Genomic DNA, 15,638 nt, shown 5'->3' with positions numbered 1-15,638 from the left:
CAAAAGTCCCCGCTCTGCACGGCGTCCACCCCTGGCGGAACGGCCCCTACTGGAACCGTCGCCCCCTACCTTCGCCGGGCCCGGCTGGAACCGTCGACCCGTACTTCGCCGGGCCGGGGTGGAGTGGTCAGTGCTTGAAGATGTCCTTGATCTTCGCCCCAGCCTGCTTGATGTTGCCCTTGGCTTGGTCTCCGCGGCCTTCGGCCTGCAGGCGCCGACTGCCGCCGCTGTCCCGGGCCATGTCGGTGGCGAGCGCGGCGACGGGGCAGCCCGAGGCGGGGTTGTCCCGGTGCCGGACGGACAGGTACCCGTCGATCAGGGACTGCTGCGCCTCGACACGGTGACCCTCGTGCTCTTCGAGTGTGGTGGCGTGGAACTCGGCCAGTTCGCCGAACGCGTGGGTGACCGCCTCGTCGATCAGGGCCTCCTTGGAGGCGAACTGCTTGTAGAAGCCGCCGTGCGTCAGGCCGGCCGCCTTCATCAGATCCGCGACGCTCACGCCCGTGCCCTGCTCGCGGAACAGCTGCGAGGCCCGTTCCACGACCCGCTGGCGGTTCGCCTGTGCCTGCGCCTGTGAGACGCGACCCATAGGGCACCTCCCTGTGGATGCTGGATGACATCTATCGTACGGTGCTGTTTAGATTATTTGCATCATCTATTTGGGGCGCCCCTCCCCTCGTCCAGGGGCGCGCCCCCTTCACGGGAGACACTTCATGGCCACTCGCCTCGGCCCGGCCGCCGAAGCCGACCTGACCACCGCCACTGCCACCTCCTCCGCAAGTGCGCCACCGGCCCGGCTCTGGCTCCAGCCGACCGTGATCGCCTTGGTCGTCGTGGCGGCCTTCATCGGCTGCTACGTCGGTCTCCAGCGCAACCCCCAGCCGCACCGGGTGCCGGTGGCCGTCGCCGGCCAGGAGCTTGCGGGCGAGATGGGCCAGGTCCTCGGTGACAGCGTCGACGTCCATCCCGTCGCCGACGCCGCCACGGGGCGCGCTGAGGTCGAGCGCCGCGATGTCGTGGCCGCCCTCAGCAGCCGCACGGCCTCCGACCGGTTGCGCCTGGAGGTCGGCGGGGCCAACGGGCAGTCGACCACGACGGCCGTCAAGAGCCTGATCAGCGCCTATGCCCACGGGTCGGGCCAACGCGTGACCACGGTGGATGTCGTCCCGTTCGTCCGTTTCGACTCTCGTGGACTGGCCGGGTTCTACTTGGCGTTCGGCGTCACGCTGGCCGGCTTCGTCCTCGCCCAGAACGTTCTGGGTCTGGCGAACCGTCTGCACCTGCGACACCGGTTCTGGCTGCTGTCCGGCGCCTCTGTGGCCATCGGCATCGTCGCCACCGTCATCGCCGGACCCATCCTCGGGGCGGTGCCCGCGCCGGTGATGCCGCTGGCCTTCGCCCTCACCCTGCTTGCCGGGGCAGCCGCGTTCACCACCAAGCTGCTGGGCACCTACCTCGGCCCGGTCGGCGTGCCCGTCGCCACCCTGTTGCTGCTCACCGTCGGCAACTCCACCAGCGGAGCGGCCATCGGCCCGGACCTCCTGCCCGCCGCCGCACACGCCGTCTCCGCCCTGCTGCCGCCGGGTGCGGCCGTCCGCGCCGTGACCGACCTGAGCTACTTCCACGGCGCGCAGGCGGTGCAGCCATTGACCACCCTCGCCCTGTGGGCGCTGATCGCCGCCATCCTGGTGGGCCTGCGTCCCCGCCTGAGGCGGCGACGCACGTGGGTCGCCACCTGACCCCACGGTCGGGGTGAAGGTCGTGCCACAGGCGTGACGCTACGGGCCCGAACACCAGAGGGCCGACATGGGAGGAACCTGGGTGATCTCGTGCCTGAGCAGGGTCTCTCTCTTCGGCCGGCGTCGGGTCTGGTTCTCACGGCGGCTGTCGGCGTCAGCGCGTGAACAGCTCGGGGTTCTTGCGGACGAAGTCGGCTACTCCTTCGGCGGACCGCCCGGTGACCTCTGCCATGCCTTCTGCCTGCCGGTCATAGCGGCCGTCCAGGTGCAGGCGAGCCATGGTGGAGATGTGCTGACGTACATGGGCCGGCAGTTCCAGCGCCGCGAGATCGTTGTCCAGCCATTCCTGCAACGGAACGGCCGTGTAGCCGACCGTACGGTGCAAAGCATCGGAAATCTCCGCGGCCAGGCCGGCGGCGTCCTGTGACCGGGGGCCGGTCAGCTCGTAGCTCCGGCCGATGTGACCGGCCGGGTCGGCCAGGATCTCCTCGACAACCGCGGCAACGTCATCGGCCGCGATCGGGGAGGTTCGCGCCTCGCCGAAGGGCCACCTGATCACGCCGTCCTCGGCGATCGAGGAAAACACGGTCTGGAAGAGCGGGTTCTCTATGAAGACGGTGGGCCTCACCTGAACCACGGGCAGGCCCGACCAGTCGAGAACCTGCTCGACCAGCCACTGCTGTCGATGCTGGTGCGACTCGGAGCCGCTGGTGGAGTCCATCTCGGAGACGGTCAGCTGCGACATGTTCACGAACGCCTCCAGCCTTCCGTAGGCGCGCGCGACCGCCGCCGTGGTCACGGCAGCCAGCAGATACTGGTCTGACACGGCCATGCCGAAATACATCCGACCGCAGCCGTCGAGGGCGTCGGTGACATCACGCGCACACGTCAGATCTCCGACCACGACCTCGGCGCCCGTCGCGCGCAGCGCCTGAGCACGGTCGTCATCACGGCGCACCAGAGCACGGACCTGGAGACCCCGGCGCCGCAGACCCTGGACCACGGTCCTGCCGACAGCCCCGACGCTGCCCGCAGCACCGGTCACCAGAATGGGCCGCATGCCTGCTTCCGGGCTGTAGACCATGTCGGCAGACTGCGGCCCGCACGGCCAGGACGCAACCGGGGGGGCGTTCTCCCGACCTTCGGGGCCGGAACGGTGGCCGATGTGACTACCGCCCGCGTGCGGAGCCGGCGCAGCAAGCTCTTGGCGGCCGGGGCCACAGCAGCTCTCGCGCCGCGCTGATCCATCAGCAGAGCGCTCATTGCGAGGTGAGGACCGGACCTGCCTGAACGGTGGTGTCCGTCGCTGAATGAGACGGAAACTGAGACGGCCGGACGTCCGCCTGACCAGGTGCGCTCCCCCATGCGAACTACGGGTACGCCGGGGAACGGGCCGGACGCTGAGCCAGCCCGCCGGGGTCAGGAACGGATGAACGCGAGGATGTCCGGGTTGAGGACCTCCGGGTGCGTCGACAGCATCCCGTGCGGATAGCCCTCGTAGGACTTGAGGGTCCCGTTCTTCAGGATCTTGACCGTCAGGGGTGCCGAGTCGTCGTACGGGACGACCTGGTCGTCGGTTCCGTGCGCGACGAGGACGGGCACCTCGATCTGCTGCAAGTCCTCGGTGAAGTCGGTCTCGGAGAACGCCGCAACGCACTCATAGTGGGCGTTCGCCGCGCCCATCATGCCCTGGCGCCACCAGTTGTCGATCAAACCCTGCGACACCTGAGCTCCGGGACGGTTGAAGCCGTAGAACGGCCCCGAGGGAATATCGATGAACGACTGAGCCCGGTTGCCGGCAACGCCCTCACGGAAGCCGTCGAAGACCTCCATCGGCAAGCCGCCCGGGTTGGCCTCCGTCTTCAGCATCAGCGGTGGCACCGCGCCCACCAGGACCGCCTTGGAGACACGGCCGGGCTTGGCGCGGGCGACGTAGCGGGCGACCTCGCCACCGCCGGTGGAGTGGCCGATGTGCACGGCACCCCGCAGGTCGAGGGCGTCGGTCAGCGCGGTCACGTCCGCGGCGTACGTGTCCATGTCGTGGCCGGTCGCGGTCTGGGTGGAGCGTCCGTGGCCACGGCGGTCGTGGGCGATGACTCGGTAGCCCTGCGCCAGGAAGAACAACATCTGGTTGTCCCAGTCGTCGGCGCTCAGCGGCCACCCGTGGTGGAAGACGATCGGCTCCCCATCCCGCGGACCCCAGTCCTTGTAGAAGATCGTGGTGCCGTCGTCGGTCGTGACCGTACCCATCGCAGATCCTCCGCTCGTCCAAGCGCACCCCCAGCTACAGAACAATGGGTGCGGGGCACGCGGGACTTCACGCCCAGCGGGCGCGGTCCGGATGTATGGCCCACGTTACGCCCTGCCCCTGCGGGCCACATCCGCAGCTTGTCGGCGTCCGCCAAGTCTCAGAGATGGCATCAAGCTCGCCCGCCCGTCGAGGTGGCTCGTGGCCCTCCTCCTCGGCGGCTACCTCCTCGCCCACAGCTTCCTCGGCCCCGTCGTCGGATCCCTCCTCAACTAATCCCGACTCGAAAGGAGAACCATCGTGCTCACGCCGAAGTACCCGCCCCAGGACCCCGCCCCGCCCCGGCCCCCGTGGCGCCGGTGCCCCGTGCCGTCACGCCTGCCGCCCCCGCACCGGTTGCATGGCGCCTCTACGCTGGCACCGCATGCGGCAGGCAGCTGCTCGCGCGAAGGCAGGGGAGCTGTGGCCGGACTCGGACTACGTCTTCACCACCCGGACCGGCCGCCCGGCCGAGCCGCGGAACGTCTACCGCTCCTTCACCCGCATCGCCCAGTCCGCCGGCCTCCGCGTCATCCGCCTGCACGACGCTCGCCACGGCACGGTCACGCTCCTCACCGCGGCCGGAGTCGCGCCCCGTGTCGTGATGGAGATCCTCGGGCACTCACCCAGATCAGCATCACCATGGACGTGTAGACCCACGTCGTCCAGGACGCGCAGCGCGAGGCCATGAGTCACATGGATCGGCTGCTGAGGAAGCGTCCTGGTCGTCAGTGACCACCCACGTTGATGTCAGAAGTAGATGTCAAAGGCCCCGGACCATGATCGGTCCGGGGCCTTTCGGCTGGTGTCCCCGGCAGGATTCGAACCTGCGACACCCGCTTCAGGGGTTCGTTCTCGTCCCGGTCCGGCGGGGGCTCGCCTCATGCACTGGTACCGCACGCGGCTGCTGGTTGTCGTCGCCGTCCGCTGCCGTTGATGTCACTCGTGGATGTCAGAGGCCCAGCTTTGGGAAGGGGCAGACCTCCAGCGGCTCATCCGGCCGGTCGGCCCAGCCCCACCAGACGTGCCGACCGGCACACCACCACAGCGCCCGACAGGTCCGCCGGCCATCGTCCTCCCGCTTGCAGAGCACGAAGCCGCCGAACCGCATGGGCTGGCTGCACTCTGGACAGGCCGGGGCTTCTTCGGTCATGCGGAGCACCCTAATGAGCCTCAGCCGACGACAGCCGGCCACGACGACGGGTGCGCTGACCGTTCAGGCGCGCGTATGCCTCGCCGGTCCCCCACCGGCCTCAGCCGCGCTGCTTCTCTGCTCTGTCGCCATCGATCCGCTGTGACGTGGCGGCGACTGAGCGTCCTTCGACGGCCCGAGGACGGCCAGGGAGGGCGCTCACACGGCGCTCTACAAGAACATGAGCCGTGGCGTCGTTGCTCTCGTCTTCCTGTGTCGACCGGTCGCCGGTGCAGAACGCACGTCAAGCGAGTCGACCGCCGTGAGATGGCTGACCCCGGAGGAAGTCGAGGGGGCGATGGGGGAGGTCTACGCGGTCCGTGTGCTCGATGCCCTGGACACCGCAACCGCTCCGCACGTCCGCTCACATGACGGCCGGCACCTGCTCGAATCCGCCTGAGTCAACATCAACACGGTCGCTTCTGGTGGACGAGCCGTGGACGGCAAGAGGCGTGTGTGGGATCGGTCTCGAACTTGTTGATGGTCAGGCCACGAGCAGAAGCGCCGCTCCCGGCATCGGGGCCGGCCGTACCCTCGCCCACCGCGGGCACCTCCCGTCCTCAGCGGGCCAGGTCCGCGCGTCCTGACCTGTCGGCGACGCTTGAATAGTGAGCCGGTTCCGGCGGGTGAAAATTGACCCCCGCTGCGTCAGTTGATGTTGGTCATTCCCCGGTGTTGGCGGCGGGAACCCGTCCGAGGTCGCGGCCGCGCATGCGGTAACTGTCGCCCTTCAGCGAGATCACCTCGGCATGATGAACGAGTCGATCGATCATCGCCGCGGCGACGGTGTCGTCGCCGAAGACCTCGCCCCAGCGCCCGAAGGGCTTGTTGCTGGTCACGATCACGGAGGCGCGTTCGTAGCGGCCCGAGATGAACTGGAAGAATAGGTTCGCCGCCTCGGGCTCGAAAGGGATGTAACCCACTTCGTCGACCACGATCAGCGGAATCCGTCCCAGCCGGGTCAACTCGTCGCTCAGACGTCCGGCCTGATGAGCCTCGGCTAGGCGGGTGACCCACTGAGCGGCGGTGCCGAAGGCGACCCGGTGTCCGGCCTGGCAGGCCCGGATACCGAGCCCGGTGGCGAGGTGGGTCTTGCCGGTGCCGGGCGGCCCCAGGAAGATCACGTTCTCCTTTCCGGCGACGAAGTCCAGCGTCCCCAGATGGGCGATGACCTCGCGTTTCACGGACCGTTGGTGGTCGAAATCGAAGTCCTCCAGCGACTTGCGAGAGGGGAAACGAGCCGCCCGGATGCGTCCCTCGGCGCCGTGGGAGTCACGGGCTGCGACCTCCCGCTGCAGGCATGCGGCCAAATACTCCTCGTGGCTCCAGCCCTCGTCGCGAGCCCGTTCGGCGAGCCGGGTGGCCGCATCCCGCAGGGCCGGGGCCTTCAACGCCTTGGTCAGGTAGATCAGTTCGGAGCCGACGTCGCGGCTGGCCCGGGCCTGGTTCGTGCCGTTCTTCGTGCTCATCACGCTGCCCCTTCACCCGTGCTCAGCCCGCCGTCGATGACACCGAAGATCCGGTCATAGGTGTCCAGCGACCGCTCCTCGACCTCCGTCACGTCCACCGGCGCCGGTTTCGTGCCGGCGGCCGCCTTGCGGGCGGCTGCGGCAGCGGCCGCGTGGTCCGGGTCGGTGATGGTCTGGTGGCGGGCCCAGCTGCGGGCATGGCGGGCGACCTCGACGCCGTCGCAGGTCACCAGGACCTGGTCCAGGTCGGCGGCGACCTCGATGCGGCGGCCGACGGCCAGCGGATGCACCGAGTAGTCGCAGGTGTCCAGGCGGACGTAGTGGTCCCGGGGCAGCCGCAGGGACGCCTTCCACCAGCCCGGCGGGGCGATCGGCGGCAGAGCCAGCATCCGGGAGCGGTCCGCTTCCAGCCGGTCTGCCGGGCGGGCCTGCAAGGTCCGGTGGATGCGCCGGTTCGCCCTGGTCAGCCAGTCGGCGAGCTGAATGTTGAAGTCCGCCGGTGACGTGAACACCCGCCCGGGCAGGAACGACGTCTCGAGATAGCCGTTGGCCCGCTCGACCAGGCCCTTGGCCTCGGGGTCACGGGGCCTGCAGAGCAGGAACTTGACGCCCAGCAGTCCGGCGAACGCCGCAAAGTCGTCAGTCAGTTGAGGACCACCGGACCGCCAGGAACCGACGGCTCCCTCGTTGTCCCAGACCAGCACCCGCGGGACGGCGCCCAGCTCGGTCAGCAGCCGCCAGTGCCCGGCGATCAGGTCGGCCGCCGACCTGGAGGGCAACATCCGGGCGGTGATCCACCGCGAGTAGCCCGCGACCATGACCAGCACCGGCGGCCGCCCGACCTGGCCGAAGCCGAGCGGGATGTCGGCGGGTGGGAACCACAGGTCGCACTGGCCGATCTCGCCCGGCTCATAGACGGTCCGCGAGGCCGGATCCGCCGGCCGATAAGCCGGCCGCAGGTCCCGGACCCGGTCCTTGAGCACAGTCAGACCGCGGTCCCAACCGATTCGCTCGGCGATCACCGTCGCCGGCATCTCCGGCCACTGCTCGAGCAGTTCACGGATCTGCGGCTCGACCGCGTCCACGATCGACCCCTTCGGGGCCCGCTGATACTTCGGCGGCGCGTCGTCCGCGATCGCTCTGCGGACCGTGTTCCTCGCGATCCCCAGCTTCCTCGCGATCGCCCGCACCGGCATCTGCTCGGCCCGATGAAGCCGCCGGATCTCCGCCCAGTCCTCCACGCTGATCACCACTCCTCCCGGCCTGACTCAACGAGCCAAGCCCCTGGAGGGGGTCAACTTTCAAGCGTCGCCGCTGGTCCACTTTTCAGCCGTCGCCGACACTGACCCAGATCGGTGCAACTCGGGGGTTCGTGAAGCTTGCGGTCGTCAGGGGGTCGCGACGGCTTTCAGGATGGTTCGGCTCGTGCATCAGCGTGGCCGCTGGATTGGCGGAGCTCCCCGATCCATCTCAAGGCGGACAGGGAGGGCATGAAGAAGTATTCGCCGCCGCGCAACACGTTGAATGTCTGGATGCCGTGGATGCGACGCCGCACCGGATGTTGCGGGATGGTGAACGTCGCCCCGTCCTCCTGCAGCCCGACGTTCGGATCGCGTTCGTCGCCCAGGTCCATGAAGTTGCCGTTGTCGATCCACTCCTGCTGCAGGAACTCCATCGTGGCCATTGCCTTGGCGCTGAGGAAGATGAAGTAGGTGCCGCGCCGTACCTCGTCGTCCTGCTCCGAGGTCGCGTCAGGGTCGTAGGGTGCCCCGTAGGTCGTGCTGCGCCGGATGATCCGGTGAACGTTCACGTCGGCGAGTAGGGCCATCTCGGTGTCGCGCGGGTTCATGCGCCGCATGTGTGAGCCGAGCGGCACCTGCCAGCCGTGCGGATCCGCGACGTAGGTGAAGTCGTTGTTCCGGCGCGCGTCCGCGCCGAGCGCTGGGTCGTCCTGCGTCGGGGCGAGCGTCAAGGGCGCGCCGCTGCGCCAGCGGCCCACCAGCTTCGCGGCGAGCAGTTCCCGCTCCTGCTCGGTCTGCGCGTGCTCGCGCAGGAACCGGTTGAACGTCCCGACGCGGGCCTGGTAGTTGCGCAGCCCGACGAAGGTGCCGTTGCGGCCCAGCACGTCCGGACGCGGCATCGGCAGCGGCACGCCGGCCTCGCCGGGGTAGCCGAGGATGAATTCGCCGGCCTTGATCGGTGGTCCCTGGCCGGGCAACGAGTCGACGCCGCAGCCCTCGATGGCCGGCTGGCCGATCGAATCTCTGTAGCCCAGCGGATTGAGGTCGCCTGGCTGGGCGCCGAAGTCCCGCATCAGCATGACGGTGACGCCGGAGAACCCCTGATACTGCCGGCCCGCGGTCTCCATCGCGCGGCGCCACTTGTCTTCCGTGTCGCTAAAAATGCTGACCGCGATGTGGATCTCCCCGGTGCCGAAGGGCCTTTCCCAGTTCGTCGGGTCGTTTGGTCCGTAGTCCCGGAGCTTGTCGGCGCGTGCGGCCATCCCCACGCGGAATGCTTCGGGGAAGGACCGGAAAGAATCCTCCGGCAGACCTAGAGCCACCAGCCCGGTGGAGCTGATGGCGATTGAGGTCCAGACGTCGCCGGCCTGCCACCAGTCGGCGGCGGAGTCGACATAGGGTGTCAGCCGCTGCACGAATTCTCGGCCGGCCTGGGCATCCTCCACGTGGAGCATGACGTGCGTGCCGTAGTAGGGCTCGGGCCGGTAGCGCAGCACCGTCGCCTGGATGTCGTCGAGCTCCACGGTGACGGGGGCACGCGGAAGGTCGCCTCCTAGGCGATCGACGAGCGGCATGGCGTTCTCCCACAAGAAACCGAGACGAGCCGGCTCACGGGGACACTCTCGCCGGGTGGCGCGGCCGCACCCCGCAGACTGTCCGGGTGGCTGGACTAGTCGCTGATCTTGTCCAGGAATTCTTCCAGCGCGTGGCCGATGCGGTTCAGCCGCCTGGTCTCCGCCACCGTCAGATCTGGATTCGCGACGTACCAGCCATCGGCCGGGATCTGGTACTTCGCGATCCAGTCCTTCACCGACGGGCTGCGCGTTCCCGGCCATCCCACGCAATTGCACATAAACAGATCCAGTTCGTCCGGGATCTTCGTTGCGAAGTCGTCGATGTAGGGGTCCCACTCATCGTCGTAGGCGGTGCAGAAGAGCAGCTTCGTGTCATTGTCAAGGAATACGAAGCGCATATCGTGGACGGTGCCAACCCTGTCTGTGTCATCGAAGTTTCCGTCCCGCAGCTGCAGGAAGGCGCGCAGTCGCTCCGCTCCACCTTCCACGAACGGAGCGATCAGGGTGAGCTCCGAGACCCTGCCCTGACGGCTGCCGACCCGGCCAGCGGATTCCATCCGCGTTCGCGGCTTCCCCACAAACGACGTCGCGCCTTTTTGGAGTACGTTCTCCAACGCGTGCTTTCCCACCTCCGGCGCGTCGGCGTAGAGCTCTCGCAGCTTCTGCATGTTCTGCTCCACGGCCTGATCGGGTTCCGGTGCGGTCGCTGTCCCTTCTTGCATTGTCATAGCTGTCCTGTCCTTTCGATCCGGTTCGATTCCTGCGCCCGGATAATGGCCACACGACCCACCGATGCGCCGCGGCCTGAGCCGGGCCCGTGGGCCTCTGATCACGGCAACACCGAATCGGCACTGGTCGGCTCGGTTTGCGGCTGGTGGTTGAGCGTGCGGCGGACCTTGGCCGACGCCGCGTAGATCCGTCGCACGTTCATGATTTCGCCCAGCGGGCGGTGAGCGGACGTGACGCGCCACTGATTGAACGCGAGCGCGTCACCCTTCTCGAAGTTCTCGGGTCCCGAGATGTCCTGGCGCGGTAGATGCACGCGTCCCACGGTGACAAAGGGAGACAACTTTTCGGGCCATTCCACGGTCAGGACATTCACTGGCATCGCCGCGAGGTCCGTGCACAGCTGGACCTGAAGATCGAAATCGAATGGTCTCGCCTGTAGCTCGTCCGCCAGCGTCGGATAAAACACGTCCGGGCCAATCGTGAGGTCGAGTTCACGATGGATCACGTGCGTGGCGCTCTCCGCGGCCGGCGCGACACGGATCTTGGCGATGTAGTCCCCATGACGTACCGCGCCCATGCTCCAGAACGTGGTGAGCAGCGGATTGCGCACATGCGTCTGCGTTGCCACTCTCACGATCGCGAATACCTCGTCCCATGCCCACTCTTGCTGCTGCAGCTGGCCCTTGCCCGTGAGCACATCCGCCAGCAGCTCGTGGAGACCCGCCTTGCCGCGCGTCACGTAGTCCTGCGCGTTGTTCGCGATGTCCTCGATGAACAGGTAGTGTTTCGCCGTATTGCTGATGAAGATGGGATTATTTTTGAGCACGAGGTCGAAGGTGGTCGAGTCCGGCTCGTCTTCGACGAGTTTTGGTCCGTCGATATCGAATATTTTGATCGCGAAGCCAAGGCCGGGTCCGAGTTGTGCGTCCGTGCCCAGGTGGGTGGACGTGCTGGAGAAGCGAATCAGTGCGCCGTGGCGGCCCGGCTTGGCATAGATGCCCTGCGCATACGCCGCCGGCACATCAGCCAAGATCTCGACTTCTGCCTTGACCAGGCCGAATGACTTCGCGTGCGCGCCACGGACGGCCCGCCCGGTGCCCTCGGTACTCGGCGATTCACGGCCCTTTTTCTCCCAGAAATCGATGATCTGTGCCAGCAGCTCGTCGAGATGGGGATCGATGGTCTCGACCTCAGGGGTATAACGAACGAACTCGGATGACATCTGTCGCTCCTCCAAGTCGGTCTCGCTTGTCCCGTTCGTTCAATGCTTGTGGCTCTGCTGAACTCCACCCGAGTAATATCTGGCGGCCAAGTACAGCCTTTGAGTACTGCTGGACTTGATGGTCCCGAGTGTGCCCGGCACTGTCGGCGACTGGCGGAGGTCGCCGCTGTTGATCCACCCTTGTCCGAAAACTATCCATCGCCTCGGCACTAACTCTGATCATTCATGCGCCCAGCAGACGGGAGGCGACCTCGTGCAGGTGATCTTTCGTCGTAAGCCCGTCGTCGCTGGCCGGTGTGAGTCCGGTCCGGGTACCTGGTATCTGCCAGGAGGCCCAATGTCCGAGCACGCTGGGGCCCGGTCTGGAAACGGGTCAACTACAGAATGGGGCAGTCGCCGAAGGCGCAGCACCCGACCTGAGTTGCATCATTACGGTGTAATCATGGAAATTATCCCATGCGTTGAGCAGGAGCGCGAGCGGTTCGAGGGCGGCGGTGATCTCGCCGGAACGGACTGCATCTGCACAGGCGGCCTTCACGGGCCGCCTGGCGGCGAAGCCGGGCGGAACCATACAAGCATTTCCTTCCTGCGCACGGCTCACCGAGGTCGGCAAGAACAACCAAGATAGTGAAGAGGCGAAGTCGTAGGACACCCGAATCACCTCGTGCCGGCTGGCCATGCGAAGCAGGCAACTCAGGCAGGAAGTGAAGGCCGACCGGTCCGACTCGGGAAACATCACGCCCGCAGCTGCTCGACGGGGGACGACCCGAGACGCCTCGGCAGTGAGGAGTCCTTCGCCGGGCTGCGCGAGGCCCGCCCCGTGGACGGTGTCTCGGGCCGTTCGTGCCATGGTCGACGAACCACAGCTCGTAAGGCGGGCGGCAAGGCTGTCCGTCAATGCCGGTCGTGAGTAGACGAAGAGTCAACACAGGGGCAGCTCGTCCGGGCCATGTTGAGCACCGGTTCGGGCGAAGCTTTTCGGCTGTGGTCGGGTCATGCCGTTGTACCGGGATCGATGGGACGGCTGCGCAGTGCCGTCCCGGACGGGGGTCTGACTCATGAGATATATGACCGAAGTGTCCAGTCACAGGCGTGTCGACTGACGTTGCGGGACAGCACCTGCAGGTACCGAGCTACGGGGGCGTGTCCCTATAGGGGCCTTGCCGAGTTCAGGCGCCATCACGGTTCAGACCGCCCGAGCGGGCCGGTGCCGTCCACTCAGCATGTCACCACGCGGGAGGCGAACCACCTTGACGATCAGACAGCGCAGCACCTCCTCCAGTACGGATCCTCCCGTGCCGAGAGAGGTCGTACTGGGCGTGGACACGCACGGTGAGGTGCACGTCGCCGCCGTGGTGTCCCCGCTGGGGAAGATCTTGGGCACCGAGTCCTTTCCGGCGACGGCGGCCGGCTACCGACAGTTGCTCGGGTGGGCCCGCAAGCGGGGTACGGTGCGCCGGGCTGGTGTTGAGGGCACCGGCACCTTTGGCGCGGGCCTGTCCCGCTACCTGCTGGCTCAGCAGGTCGAGGTGTATGAGGTAAACCGGCCCGACCGGTCGGCCCGCCGGCTGCTGGGGAAGTCGGACCCGCTCGATGCGCAGGCCGCAGCGCGAGCCGTGCTCAGCGGTCGCACCCGGGCCCAGGCCAAGTCCGGCGACGGACCCGTGCAAGGCGCCCGGATCTACAAACTCGCCAAGGACTCCGCGGTCAAGGCCCGCACACAGGCGATCAACCAGCTCAAGGCCGTCCTAGTGATCGCCGACCCCGCCCTGCGGGAACGGTTGTCGAGCTTGGGCAATGCCGAGCTGTTCCGCACCTGCGCGCGCCTCGGCTCTCCCGAGGGTGGGGGAGACGAGGACGCGGTGGTCCAGGCCACCCACATGACATTACGCATGCTCGCCGAACGCATCGAACAGCTCACCGGGCAGATCAACGAGCTGAACCAACGCCTGACCCGGCTCGTCGAACGCCACGCGCCGCAACTGCTCGTACCGATGGGCATCGGCCCGGACAGCGCCGTCACTCTCCTGATCACCATGGGGGACAATCCCGAGCGGCTGAACACCGAGGCGTCCTTTGCTGCCCTTTGCGGAGTCAGCCCCATCGAGTACTCCTCCGGGCGGCGCATCACGCGACGGCTCAACCACGGCGGCGACCGGCAGGCCAACGCCGCCCTGCACCGCATCGTGTTCACCCGCCTGCGCCACGACCCCCGAACCCAGGCGTACTACGAACGCCGCACCCAGGAAGGCAAGACCCGGCGCGAGATCATCCGATGCCTCAAACGATATGCCGCCCGCGAGGTCTTCAACCTGGTCAGAACGGTATCCAGCGTTCCCCCGTTATAGGGGCGTCAGTGATACGACGAGGCCCCGCCGGGGTCCTTCCTGCCGGGACTCTACGCGGAGCCCTGAGACGGCGCAGCCGCACCGGATCGCTCCGGTGCGGCTGCGCCGTGAGACCGGCTGCGCTGGCGCGGACGATGCAGTCGGCGGCTCACGCAGTCTGGGTTCCTGCGACGATCTGGGAGTGCCTGATTTGCGATCGCACCCTCCTACTCGTCTGTAACGATCCGCGTAGCGCATGGCGCGCCCCGGCCACGCGCGGGTAGGGACGTGAATGACGAGGCGGTGGCCGCGCTGTCCCCCCACGGCGATCTCGCCGGTCCGGGCGCTGACCTGACCAACCCGGTGGCCGTCGACCGACTGCGGGACGGGTCTACCACTCAGGGGAGGCTCCCAGGTCCAGCTTTCGCGCCTATAAGTCCCGCCGGACGCGGCACCGGACGCCGCCCGCGCCGCGATGGCCCAGGCGGTCCGGGCAGACAACATCAGCCAGGCGGAACAGATTCTCATCGACACCGTGAGCGGGCACGGTTCGCCGGGCTGACGGGCCTGCCGCTGGGCGTGACCGGCCGAGCGGTGTCGGACGGCGGGGGAGATCAGCCGCGCCACTCCACCATGAGCAGCGTTGCGTCATCGCTGGTCTGTCCGCCCCGCGCCTGCTTGAGCGTGTGGGACAGGGAGCGCGTCACCGCCCGGATGCCGCGGCCGGTCCTCTCCAGGTGGTTCACGCAGTCGATCAGCTGGTCCTCCCCGAACTCCTCCCCACCGCTCCTGTGCTCCTCGACCACTCCGTCGGTGAAGCAGAGGACTCGGTCCCCGGGCACCAGCCCCAGCTCGCTGATCCGGGGCTCCGAACCACCGAGGCCGACGGGGAGGGTCGTCGGGGCGGCCAGACGCCGCGCGACGCGGTGGTCGCGGACGAGGATCGGCGGCGGGTGTCCGGCGTTGACCCACTGCACCCGTCCCGTCGTCGTGTCCAGCTGCATCATCTGCGCGGTGACGAAATGCTCGGGACCGAATTGCCGGGCCACGGCGCGGTCCATGAACGCGTAGGTCTCCGACAGTCCGATGCCGGCGCGGCGGGCGTGGCGGTAGGCGCCGATGGTCACGGTGGCCATGGTGGCCGCGTCCAGTCCGTGGCCCATCGCGTCGATCATGGCCACGTGGAGGACGTCGTGATTGAGCGCGTAGTCGAAGCTGTCGCCGCCCACGTCGTAGGCGGGTTCCAGGATCCCGGCCACGGCGACCCGGGGCATGATCATCGCGAGTGGTGGCAGCAGTGACCACTGGATCTCCGCTGCGACGCTCATCGCCTCACCGCGTCGGACGTCGAAGAACAGGTCGGAGTAGCCGTGCTTGGTCACCAGAAGGTCGGCCACCAGGCCGGAGATCCTGAGCAGCAGGCGGCGGTCGTGGGCGTCGATGCTGTCCAGCGTCACCGCCATGACCCCTACCTGGTCACCGCCGTCCAGCAGAGGCAGATGGATCCGGACGCCGTCCTCCCGGGGCACCTCCACGGGGACCGCGTCGAGAAAGCAGCGGCCCGCCTCGGAGCCGTCGATCACCTGTGGTTCCCCGCCGGCGAGACCCTCACCAGGCAGCGGTACGAGCAGCAACTGGCCGTAGTCCTGCAACAGCACCTGTGGACGGCGGCCACCGAGCCGCTCCACGACGTCGGCGACCAGAGGCCCGATGAGGTGGGGCGGGAGTTCGTGGGCGCTGTCGAGGATCTTTCCCAGGAGAGCTTCCCCGAAGCTTTCGGACCGGTCCGTACGCTGTCCTGCCGTCATCCCCTCACCTGCCGCAGTCACGCTTCGTGTGGGGGCGGGCCAGGACGACG

At 67.7% G+C, this 15,638-nt stretch carries 13 protein-coding genes and 2 pseudogenes; 4 read left to right on the top strand and 11 right to left on the bottom strand.

The features are described 5' to 3' along the window. Positions 1-127: 127 nt before the first annotated feature. Positions 128-589 (bottom strand): TetR family transcriptional regulator, encoded by a 462-nt coding sequence (locus tag AB0B40_RS10425; RefSeq protein WP_345047776.1) that lies wholly within the window; start codon positions 587-589, stop codon positions 128-130. Positions 590-713: 124 nt separating this feature from the next. On the opposite strand from AB0B40_RS10425, the gene AB0B40_RS10420 reads away from it, so the two are divergent. Continuing rightward, a complete protein-coding gene (locus AB0B40_RS10420; protein ID WP_345047775.1) occupies positions 714-1,739 on the top strand; it encodes a hypothetical protein in 1,026 nt (341 codons plus the stop codon). A gap of 154 nt (positions 1,740-1,893) precedes the next feature. Here the strand turns inward: AB0B40_RS10420 and AB0B40_RS10415 are convergent, their stop codons facing one another. Together AB0B40_RS10415 and AB0B40_RS10410 are read right to left on the bottom strand one after the other, a co-directional pair. Beyond that, positions 1,894-2,823 (bottom strand): NAD(P)H-binding protein, encoded by a 930-nt coding sequence (locus AB0B40_RS10415; protein ID WP_362263689.1) that lies wholly within the window; start codon positions 2,821-2,823, stop codon positions 1,894-1,896. A gap of 335 nt (positions 2,824-3,158) precedes the next feature. Continuing rightward, positions 3,159-3,989 (bottom strand): alpha/beta hydrolase, encoded by an 831-nt coding sequence (locus AB0B40_RS10410; protein WP_345047772.1) that lies wholly within the window; start codon positions 3,987-3,989, stop codon positions 3,159-3,161. Positions 3,990-4,384: 395 nt separating this feature from the next. On the opposite strand from AB0B40_RS10410, the pseudogene AB0B40_RS10405 reads away from it, so the two are divergent. Continuing rightward, positions 4,385-4,761, top strand: a pseudogene (locus tag AB0B40_RS10405) (tyrosine-type recombinase/integrase); the annotation flags it as partial. 217 nt (positions 4,762-4,978) lie between these two features. Here the strand turns inward: AB0B40_RS10405 and AB0B40_RS10400 are convergent. Beyond that, positions 4,979-5,179, bottom strand: a complete 201-nt coding sequence (locus AB0B40_RS10400; RefSeq protein ID WP_345047771.1) for a dehydrogenase — start codon at positions 5,177-5,179, stop codon at positions 4,979-4,981. A gap of 202 nt (positions 5,180-5,381) precedes the next feature. On the opposite strand from AB0B40_RS10400, the pseudogene AB0B40_RS10395 reads away from it, so the two are divergent. Then, positions 5,382-5,618: pseudogene (locus AB0B40_RS10395) on the top strand (DNA mismatch repair protein MutT); the annotation flags it as partial. 262 nt (positions 5,619-5,880) lie between these two features. Here AB0B40_RS10395 and istB read toward each other — a convergent pair. From istB to AB0B40_RS10365, 6 genes are all read right to left on the bottom strand, one after another. After that, entirely contained in the window at positions 5,881-6,687 is an 807-nt protein-coding gene (gene istB, locus AB0B40_RS10390) for an IS21-like element helper ATPase IstB (protein WP_362263688.1), read from the bottom strand. Then, the gene (gene istA, locus AB0B40_RS10385; RefSeq protein ID WP_362263687.1) at positions 6,687-7,937 is read right to left on the bottom strand and encodes an IS21 family transposase; all 1,251 of its coding nucleotides are present in this window, start codon (positions 7,935-7,937) and stop codon (positions 6,687-6,689) included. Before istA ends, istB begins: the two co-directional genes overlap by 1 nt. A gap of 158 nt (positions 7,938-8,095) precedes the next feature. After that, positions 8,096-9,502: a peroxidase gene (locus AB0B40_RS10380; RefSeq protein ID WP_362263686.1), complete on the bottom strand. Its 1,407-nt coding sequence runs from the start codon at positions 9,500-9,502 to the stop codon at positions 8,096-8,098. A gap of 95 nt (positions 9,503-9,597) precedes the next feature. Next, positions 9,598-10,230: a hypothetical protein gene (locus tag AB0B40_RS10375; RefSeq protein ID WP_362263685.1), complete on the bottom strand. Its 633-nt coding sequence runs from the start codon at positions 10,228-10,230 to the stop codon at positions 9,598-9,600. A gap of 101 nt (positions 10,231-10,331) precedes the next feature. Beyond that, complete coding sequence (locus AB0B40_RS10370) at positions 10,332-11,453, bottom strand: catalase family protein (protein ID WP_345047766.1); 1,122 nt, start codon at positions 11,451-11,453, stop codon at positions 10,332-10,334. A 373-nt stretch (positions 11,454-11,826) separates the two neighbouring features. Beyond that, a complete protein-coding gene (locus AB0B40_RS10365; RefSeq protein WP_362263684.1) occupies positions 11,827-12,105 on the bottom strand; it encodes a hypothetical protein in 279 nt (92 codons plus the stop codon). Between the two features lie 667 nt (positions 12,106-12,772). Here AB0B40_RS10365 and AB0B40_RS10360 point away from each other — a divergent pair. Next, complete coding sequence (locus tag AB0B40_RS10360) at positions 12,773-13,801, top strand: IS110 family transposase (protein WP_362263683.1); 1,029 nt, start codon at positions 12,773-12,775, stop codon at positions 13,799-13,801. 593 nt (positions 13,802-14,394) lie between these two features. On the opposite strand, the gene AB0B40_RS10355 is transcribed toward AB0B40_RS10360, so the two are convergent. Beyond that, positions 14,395-15,588, bottom strand: a complete 1,194-nt coding sequence (locus AB0B40_RS10355; RefSeq protein ID WP_362263682.1) for a GAF domain-containing SpoIIE family protein phosphatase — start codon at positions 15,586-15,588, stop codon at positions 14,395-14,397. Positions 15,589-15,638: the final 50 nt, after the last annotated feature.

Source organism: Streptomyces sp. NPDC042638, assembly GCF_040647235.1.
In the GTDB taxonomy this organism is placed as follows: domain Bacteria; phylum Actinomycetota; class Actinomycetes; order Streptomycetales; family Streptomycetaceae; genus Streptomyces; species Streptomyces rameus.
This window is presented reverse-complemented; position numbering and strand designations above follow the sequence as displayed.